Source organism: Candidatus Zixiibacteriota bacterium, from assembly GCA_020853795.1.
GTDB lineage: Bacteria > Zixibacteria > MSB-5A5 > CAIYYT01 > CAIYYT01 > JADJGC01.
Map to the genome: position 1 here is coordinate 1 of JADYYF010000003.1, position 8572 is coordinate 8572.

At 59.0% G+C, this 8572-nt stretch carries 7 protein-coding genes; all 7 read right to left on the bottom strand.

Annotation, left to right across the window (positions count from 1 at the left end):
• Positions 1-214: 214 nt before the first annotated feature.
• Complete coding sequence (locus IT585_00235; protein MCC6961658.1) at positions 215-748, bottom strand: hypothetical protein; 534 nt, start codon at positions 746-748, stop codon at positions 215-217.
• 161 nt (positions 749-909) lie between these two features.
• Positions 910-1269 carry a response regulator gene (locus tag IT585_00240; protein MCC6961659.1) on the bottom strand — a complete coding sequence of 120 codons (360 nt, stop codon included), beginning with the start codon at positions 1267-1269 and terminating at the stop codon, positions 910-912.
• Positions 1256-2410 carry a GTPase HflX gene (gene hflX / locus IT585_00245; GenBank protein MCC6961660.1) on the bottom strand — a complete coding sequence of 385 codons (1155 nt, stop codon included), beginning with the start codon at positions 2408-2410 and terminating at the stop codon, positions 1256-1258. The genes IT585_00240 and hflX overlap by 14 nt, the downstream gene beginning before the upstream one ends.
• Entirely contained in the window at positions 2410-2676 is a 267-nt protein-coding gene (locus tag IT585_00250; GenBank protein ID MCC6961661.1) for an RNA-binding S4 domain-containing protein, read from the bottom strand. The genes hflX and IT585_00250 overlap by 1 nt, the downstream gene beginning before the upstream one ends.
• A 14-nt stretch (positions 2677-2690) precedes the next feature.
• Positions 2691-3983: a peptidylprolyl isomerase gene (locus tag IT585_00255; protein MCC6961662.1), complete on the bottom strand. Its 1293-nt coding sequence runs from the start codon at positions 3981-3983 to the stop codon at positions 2691-2693.
• On the bottom strand, positions 3967-5682 hold the full coding sequence (locus tag IT585_00260) for a peptidylprolyl isomerase (GenBank protein MCC6961663.1): 1716 nt from the start codon (positions 5680-5682) through the stop codon (positions 3967-3969). The genes IT585_00255 and IT585_00260 overlap by 17 nt, the downstream gene beginning before the upstream one ends.
• Positions 5683-5746: 64 nt before the next feature.
• Positions 5747-8572: transcription-repair coupling factor (gene mfd / locus IT585_00265; GenBank protein ID MCC6961664.1), on the bottom strand; the 2826-nt coding region annotated here is incomplete at its 5' end.

An 8572-nucleotide genomic window follows, 5' to 3' on the forward strand; every position in this document is an offset into this window, starting at 1 on the left:
GCCTCCAATGATCAACTACCGTAGCAGCTCGCCTACTCGCCCAAATCCAGGCAAACTCCTCCGCTCATTCAATGTGAAAAGTGGGTTGGAAAGCCCCTCGAATCTCGCCCAGCGCTCTGCCGCTGCGGCGTTGCCGTCGACCGGTACCTGCAGAAATACAAAACGCGGCCAACCTCCCGGTCAGCCGCGTCGAAATCTGCAATTGCTTTGAATACTACTTCTGATACTTCAACGGCACGTCATCCACCGTTACCGGCTTGAACACGTTTTTCCCCTCGGGGAACTCCACGTCGCCGCCCTTAATCAGCCAGCCGATGGGGAAGAGCACGATCGAGATGACCTTCTTGCCCGCGCCGCTCTTGCCCTTGAACTCCGCCCCGCCGCGCAGCGGGATCATCGTCTTGCCGGTGGAGTGCGTCGAATCGATCTTGAGCACCAGCTTGCCGCTGCCCGCATACGCCCCGCCGCGACTGCGCTTCAATACCGTTGCATAGACCGACTGACCCTTGTTGACCAGCTTCTTGTCGAACTTGACGATGTTCTCCAGCACCTTCATCTTCACCACCTGCCCCTCACGCGCCGCCTTCATCGCCTCCCAATCCTCGGCATCGACATACACCGCAATCGAATCTCCCTTGGTCAGCATCGACTCGCCCAACGACTGCGCGTCCGCGTGCTCCCAGGTCAAACAGATCACAGCGGCAATAATGCCGAATATCATCATCATCTTCTTCACGAAATCGACCATCTGCAAAAACCTCCTGTTCGCGCCGGAATCCAATTCCTCACGCCTTCGCTGATACGACTTGAATCGCGCAAACATTAGGTGATCACCTCGCTGGTGTCAATAGAAATCATCGCAACTCACCGCCCGCGGCTGAGCGTGCAATGGGACCGTGAAGAAGCTGCTTACAGGAATTGCTCGACGACCGACTGGATGTCGGCCATCTTGAAAGGTTTGTGAATGAAGCCGTTGGCCAGACCCTGGACCACTTGCCCCTCGCTCGACCCCACGTTGTATCCCGAGATGACGATTACCGGCACCTCCGGATGCTTCCCCTTAATCGCCGCTAATAGCTCAGTGCCCGACATCCGCGGCATCTTCAGATCTGTAATGACGAGCGAAAAATGCTCCTCGTCCAGAAGCTGCAATGCCGTCTCGCCGTCGGTCGTCACGCGGCTTTTCAAGTCGAAAACGTCCAGCATTTCCGACAATAGGGAAGCCATATTGGGGTTGTCGTCAACAATTAGAATTTCACGCTTGGCCATGAGTCTGTCCCGTTGCCCTGATTCTTGCCCCTACTTCCTTTTCGACAAAGCCGGTCAAAAAATTCAGCATTTTGTCGACCCCCAGAAGCGTCCGTGCCGACACCACAAATACCCGTTCTGGCGGAAATTCCAGATCAATTAAGGGAATCTCCTCCGCCGGCACTAAATCCGCCTTGTTCAACAATAATAGCCGCGGCACGGCCCCGGCCCCGATCTCCTCCAGCACCCGGTTGGTCTGCTCGTAATGATCGATGCGATTCGGATGGGCAATATCCACGATGTGTAACAGCAAATCCGCATATCGCACCTCATCCAGCGTGGATTGAAACGAGGCCACCAATTCATGGGGAATTTTTTGGATAAACCCCACCGTGTCTGAAATCACGATCCGGTACTTCTGGCTGATCGGCAGGTACCGTGTCACCGCATCCAGCGTGCAGAAAAGCAGATCGTCCGCCCACACGCCCGCCTTGGTTAAGTGATTGAAAATAGTAGACTTACCAGCATTGGTGTAGCCGACCAGCGCAATCTTGAAAACATCCTGCCGCCGCTTGCGCTGCGTCTGCCGCTGCCGGTTGACCCGCTCCAGATGCTCCTTCAACTTGGCGATTCGATCCCGCACCAGCCGCCGGTCCACTTCCAACTGCGTCTCCCCCGGTCCGCGCGTTCCCACGCCGCCATATTGCTTGGAGAAGTGCGACCACATGTTCGTCAACCGCGGATACAAATACTCCAGTTGCGCCAATTCCACCTGCAGTTTCGCTTCGCTGGTTGCCGCCCGCTTGGCAAAGATATCGAGGATCAGGTTGCCCCGGTCAATCACCTTGACCTGCAACTCCTTCTCCAGATTTCGCACCTGCGCCGGCGACAATTGATCGTCGAAAATTACCAGGTTTGCTCCGCTCGATCCGATCAGCGCCTTGATCTCCTCAACCTTGCCGCCGCCAATGAAGAATCGACTATCCGGCGCCGGCCGCTTCTGCGTGACCAGCCCCGTCACCTCCGCCTCCGCCGAGACCGCTAATTCGCGCAACTCGGCCATCGTCTCGCCGAAAACGCGCTCATTGGTCTGGCGCAGTTGTACACCGACCAGGATCGCTTTCTCGAGTTCGCGTTTGATTTCGTGGTACTTGTGCGGCATCAGAGACTGTGGAAATGTTCTTCGGCGGTCAACTCAACATACGCTTCGCGCTGATCCTTGCGCACATTGCCCGTCGGGACATCACTCACCCGGTAGCGACAGCGCTTCTCGCGGAACTTCACCACCAACTCGTCGCCCGGTTTGACTTCGTGTGCCGCCTTTGCCGTTCGCCCGTTGAGTTCGACGTTCCCGCGGTCGCAGATTTCCTTCGCCAGCGCCCGCCGCTTCACAATCCCCGTTTTCTGCAAGAATTGGTCTAATCGCATCATCTGCCGCCCGCTCAAATGCCCCGCAGGTCGATGTATACCCGGTCCTTCATTTCGTCGACTATCCGCGCGATCACTTCCGAAGACTTCTGTCGCCGCGCGTACTCCTTCAACATGTCGTAATCCTCGGCAATCGAAATCGGCCGCGCGGTCTTGCGCTCAAGCAGCTTCATCAGATGCAAGCCCTCCGGCGTCCACACCGGCTCGGAAATCTGATTCAACTCCAGTCCCGCCAGCGGCGCTTGGTAAACCTCCGGCAGTTCCTCCAGCGGGTACCAACCTAATTCCCCTGAATTCGTCCGCGTCTTGTCGTCAATCGAATAGTTCTTCACCAGTTCGGTCCAATCCGCACCCGCCCGCGCCGAATCGGCCAGCGCCCGTGCTTTCGCCTCCGCGCGCAGGCTGTCGGCTCCGGTCGCGTGCTCCAGCAGCAGGATATGCTTGGCATGGAAATTGTCCTCCGCCTTCGCCACCAGCTTGATGATGTGGTACCCGAATGGCGTGTGCACCACCGGCGAGACTTCCCCCGGATTTAGCGCCAGCGCCGCCCGCTCGAACTCCGGAACCAGATCGCCCTTGCGGAATGTTCCCAGGTCGCCCCCCGTCTCCGCTGACGGATCCTCGGAATACTGCTGCGCCAAGAGCTCGAAACTTTCCCCCGCCAGGATCTTCTGCCGGATCATCTCCGCTTTCGCCCGCAGCGAATCTCCCAGCTCTTTCGTCGCTTCGACCGGAAGCAGCAGGTGTGCCAGCTTCACCATCGCCGGTTGGTTCGGCAGGCTGTCGCGGTACTGCGCGTAGAATTTCTCCACATCCGCGCGCGAGACCGACACCTTGCTCAAGAGCTTGTTGATCAACCGGTCCTTGTACAACTGGTCGTGAATATCCAGTCGCAGCTTGTTCTTCAACTCGCGCATCGTGTAGCCTTCCGCCGCTACCTGCGCCTCGAATTCCGCCGACGACCGGAACCGCGACTTTAATTCCTCCAGTCGCTCCTCCAGCGCCGCATCGATATCGCTCTCCGAGATCACAATCGTCGTGTCTTCCTTCGCCCGGATCAGAATCAGCCGGTCGTTGATCATCTGCTCCAGCAGGTCCCGGCGAAACGCGTCGCGCTTGTCCGGCGTGTTCAGCGCCGACTTGGTCTGCACCTCGTACATCTGAATCTGGAACTCAAGCTCCGAAGCCAGGATCACCCGGTCGCCCACCACCGCCACAATCTTGTCCAGCTCTTCCCAGGCCGCCGCCGGCACCGCGGTCAGCAGCACCAACCAGACGGCTGCGATGACTCTAACCTTGATTCGCATACTTCGTCTTGTCGATTGTCTTCTCCAGCACGTTTTCATGAATCTCGATCTTGGCCTTTCCCCGCTGTTCGCGCAGCCAGTCGACCATCGCCGAGGATCGCTTCAGGTCGATGACCTTCTGTTGGACCGCCGCCGTGACATCGGTAATCGGCCGCAGTGCCGCTTGCTTGATTTCCAGCACCTTGACCACGGAGTACTTGCCGCTCTCGTTCAAAATCAGGTCCGACCATTGCCCGACCGACAGCCGCGCTGCCGCCTCCCACAGCCGCGGAAATCCCGCCGCTGTCACCCAACCCAGATCGCCGCCGCTTTGCCGCGCACCGTCGCGGTTCGTGTATTGCCGCGCCAACTGCGCGAAATCCGCGCCCTCGCGCAGTTGGTCGATGATGCGCTCAATCTGCGCCACCGAGTCCTGCTGAATCTCCAGCAGATGCAACTGCCTCGGGTCGGAAAATTCGTCCGAATGCGTGTTGTAGTACTCGTAAATCTCGTCCTCGCTCGCGGAAATCGGTCCGCCCAAAATCTGCCGCACGAACTTGTCGACCATCAACCCTTCGCGAAAATCAGTGATGCGCTTTTGGTACTCCGTCCGCTCGCCGATCTTGCGCTGGTCCGCCTCGTACTCGAGGATATTCTTCAGCTCCAACTGAAACACGGTCGAACGCACCGCCTCAAGATTGTCCAGTCGCGGCCGGTACGCTTCCGGCACATCGGTCAGCTTGTTGATGTATCCTTCCACCGTGACCTCGCCGCCGGTGTAACTCGCAAAGACCATCTGCTGTTCGAACGGCTTAAGCAATTCCAGATTGGGAAAGTAGTTGTCCGGCCGCGGCGCACCGTTCAGCGTGTCGGGATAATACATATCCAGCCGCTCCAGCAGCATCTGGGTCGCTTCCTCGTTGACCTGCACCGCCGCCTTCTCCTGCATCCGCTGCAGGAAATCAGTCTCGGCCCGCATCGACTTGCGGCTGCTCAAGACTTGCCGGATGATCGGCTGCATCTCGGCGTAGGGCTGCAATTCGGCGTCCCGTTCCTCCAGCACCTTGATCAAGTGGTATCCAAATTGCGTCTTGACCGGTTGCGACACCTCGCCGACTTTGAGTGCAAATGCCGCATCGCGAAATTCATCCACCAAATTCGCGCCCCAGCTGACAAATCCCATCTCGCCGCCGCGCACCGCCGTCGATTGATCCAGCGAAATCTGTCGCGCCACCCCGCCAAAATCCGCACCCGCGTTCACCGCCCGCAGCGCCGAATCCGCTTCGGCCTGCGTCGCTACCAGAATATGCGCCAGCCGCCGCTCCTTCTTGAGCTTGTCATAAAACTCGCGCAGCTCCTGATCCGTGACCTCCAGCTTCTGCGCCACTTCGACCCGGTACAGCTCGTCGAACAGGAAATTCGCGCGCTGCGCGCTCACCAACTTCTCAATCTCCGGATCATTTCCCAGCCCTGCATCGTACGCACCCTTCACCAGCAACTTGTAATCAATCAAGCTGTCGATTGCGTCGCGTTTGGTCTTAAACTCCTCCTCGTACGACCCGAATACGGTGCCGCGGCTGTCGAAAAATCGATGAATGAGCGAGACCGGAATGTCTTCGCCATTGATGGTCACTACCGTCGCGTCCGGATTCTTCGAACAACCGAAAATGCCGATCCCCAACAGCAGGGCTAATGCTATGCCAGTGCGGAACTTGGTCATGGATATCCTCATCGTTGTACTCTTACACCTCTCCGACCTGATTGATCCCGGAGAAATCCTTGTACTATACCGAAACCTGCTGGGTTAGCAATAGATTTCTCGCCGCCCCGATTGGCCGCTTTTCGCCCTCCGGAAACACGATCTTGACCGCAAATCCCTCCGAGGAATCGAACTCGATCTTGTCCGGCGCCGCGACGCGCAGCCGCTCGATCTGCTTCTTGCCCGGCAACTCCCCTTCTGCATAGACCATCGTCAGCTTGCGCTCCGCCAGCCGTACCCGCCCGATCTTCTGCCGCCGCGCCAGGATGTTGATTGCCATCAAGTCGAGCAGGTTCTGCGTCTCTTCACCGTACTTCCCAAACCGGTCCTCCAGCTCCCCTTGCACCGCCTCCAGCTCCGCCAATGTCTTGGCATCGGCAATCTTGCGATAGATTTCGACCCGCTGCCGCGCATCTTCGATGTACGTATCCGGTATGTACGAGTCGACGTCAATCTCGAGCTTCACCTCAAAATCGCCCTCCAGCGACTCGCCCTTCAGTTCCGCCACCGCTTCTTCCAACAGCCGACAATACAGGTCAAACCCCACTTCCTCGATAAACCCGTGCTGCTGCGGCCCCAGCAGATTCCCCGCGCCGCGAATCTCCAGGTCCTTCATTGCCAGGTGAAACCCCGATCCCAAGTCCGTATGCTGCTCGATCGCTTTCAGCCGCTTGCGCGCCGTATCGGTCAATTGCTTCACCGGCGGCACCAGCAGGTAGGCAAACGCCCGCTGCTGCGACCGCCCGACCCGCCCGCGCAACTGGTACAATTGCGCCAACCCGAAGCGATCGGCGCGATTGATGATAATCGTGTTTACCGAAGGAATATCAATCCCCGATTCGATAATGGCGCTGCACAGCAGAATATCGTAATCCTTCTTCAGAAACCCCAGCATCACATCTTCCAGTTCGTGCTCATGCATCTGCCCGTGCGCCACCGCGATGCGGATATGCGGCAGCAACTTGCTCAGGTAGCGGTGCATCGATTCGATTGTCTCCACCCGGTTGTGCACGAAATACACCTGCCCCTTGCGCTGCACCTCGAAATTCACCGCCTCGTATACCACCTTCGGATCAAACTCCGCAATCTCCGTGATGATCGGTTGGCGATCCTTCGGTGAGGTGCTGATCAGCGACATGTCCCGCGCCCCCAGCAGCGACATCTGCAGCGTCCGCGGGATCGGCGTCGCCGTCAGCGTCAAACAGTCTGCCAGCTGCCGCAGCCGTTTCAGCCGCTCCTTGTGTGCCACTCCGAACCGCTGTTCCTCGTCGACGATGATTAGCCCCAAATTGGGAATCTCCAGATCCTTCTGCAGCAGCCGGTGTGTCCCGATCACGACGTCGATCTTCTGCGCCTTCAACTCCTCGATCACCTGCTTCTGCTCCGCCCGCGTGCGGAATCGCGACAACATCTCAACCCGCAAGGGGAACTGCCCGAGTCGCCGGCGGAACGTCTCCAGATGCTGCTGCGCCAGAATCGTCGTCGGCACCAGCACCGCCACCTGCTTTCCGCCCGCAATGGCTTTCAGCGCCGCCCGGATCGCCACCTCGGTCTTGCCGAATCCCACGTCGCCGCAGATCAGCCGATCCATCGGCGCGCTCTTCACCATGTCCGTTTTCACCGCCGTGATGGCCGTCAACTGATCGGCCGTCTCCTCGAACGGGAACGAGGCCTCCAACTGCCGCATCCAGTCGTCGTCGGCGGGGAAGGCCACTCCTGGCCGCGCCTTGCGCGCCGCATACAACCGGATCAGTTCCTCCGCCATCTCGGCGATCGCCCGCTTCGTCCGCGCCTTGACCTTCTCCCAGTTCTTGCCGCCCAGTTTCGTCAGTTGCGGCGCGCCCTCCTTGCCGACGTATTTCTGCACCCGCCCGAACTGCTCGATCGGCACGTACAGCTTGTCCTCGTCGGCATAGGCAATCTGCAGGCATTCCCGCTTGCGCCCGCCGATGGCGATCTCTTTCAGGCCGCGATAGCGCCCGATCCCGTAGTCGACGTGCACGATGTAGTCGCCGATCTCCAGCGCATTGTAGGAGCTGATCGCCTGTCCCTCTTTGAAGCGCCGCCGCCGATGCCGGATCACCTGTCGCTCAAAGATCTGGTGGTCCGTCAGGATGATCGTTTCGATGTCGGGCAGCACGAATCCGCGTTGCAGACTGCTGACGGCGAAATGCACCCGCTCAACATACTCCGGCAGCAGCTCTTGTAGCCGGTCGCGCTGGAGCTGGTTGTCCGACATCAGAAACACCGTCTTGCGTTCGCTCAGCCAGCCGTCCAGCATCTGCCGTAGCAGGGAAATCTGCCCGTTGAACGATGGATGTTCCTTGAAATGAAAGTTGACGCCCGTTGCCGTCGACCCCAGCGGCCGTTCGATCACCGCCGGCAACCTCTCCAGACTGTCCGCCAGCGCATCCACGCCGACATAAATCTGGCTCGGCGGCGGCGCCGTCGGCAACTGCGATCGGAATTCCTCGTACAACGCCTCGGCATCCTCGTGCAACTTTTCCAGGCGCTCGGTGATTGCCGCTTCGTCGGTCAGATAGGTGAGCGTTCCTTCCGGTAGATGCGCCGTCAGCGGCTCGCGCTCGACTTGCAGAAGCGGCGCCAGCCATTCCAGTCCTGGATGTTCAAAACCGCCCAGGCATTTGTCGCGCAGGACCTCGGCCGTCGGCCCGTCGAGGCAATCGATCCAGGTCTCCAGCTCCTCCGGTGCGAACGGCACCTCACGCCGCGGGATAATCGCAATCTGATGGATATTCTCGATCGACCGTTGTGACAGCACGCTGAAGACACGGATCGAGTCGATGAAATCCCCGAAGAACTCGCAGCGTACGGGGTTGGCTGAGGTGAA

Bases quoted from the DNA above. Each gene is read 5' to 3' on its own strand.
- IT585_00260 (MCC6961663.1), bottom strand. From the start codon at position 5,682: ATGACCAAGTTCCGCACTGGCATAGCATTAGCCCTGCTGTTGGGGATC.
- hflX (MCC6961660.1), bottom strand. From the start codon at position 2,410: ATGCCGCACAAGTACCACGAAATCAAACGCGAACTCGAGAAAGCGATC.
- IT585_00240 (MCC6961659.1), bottom strand. From the start codon at position 1,269: ATGGCCAAGCGTGAAATTCTAATTGTTGACGACAACCCCAATATGGCT.
- IT585_00235 (MCC6961658.1), bottom strand. From the start codon at position 748: ATGGTCGATTTCGTGAAGAAGATGATGATGATATTCGGCATTATTGCC.
- IT585_00255 (MCC6961662.1), bottom strand. From the start codon at position 3,983: ATGCGAATCAAGGTTAGAGTCATCGCAGCCGTCTGGTTGGTGCTGCTG.
- IT585_00250 (MCC6961661.1), bottom strand. From the start codon at position 2,676: ATGCGATTAGACCAATTCTTGCAGAAAACGGGGATTGTGAAGCGGCGG.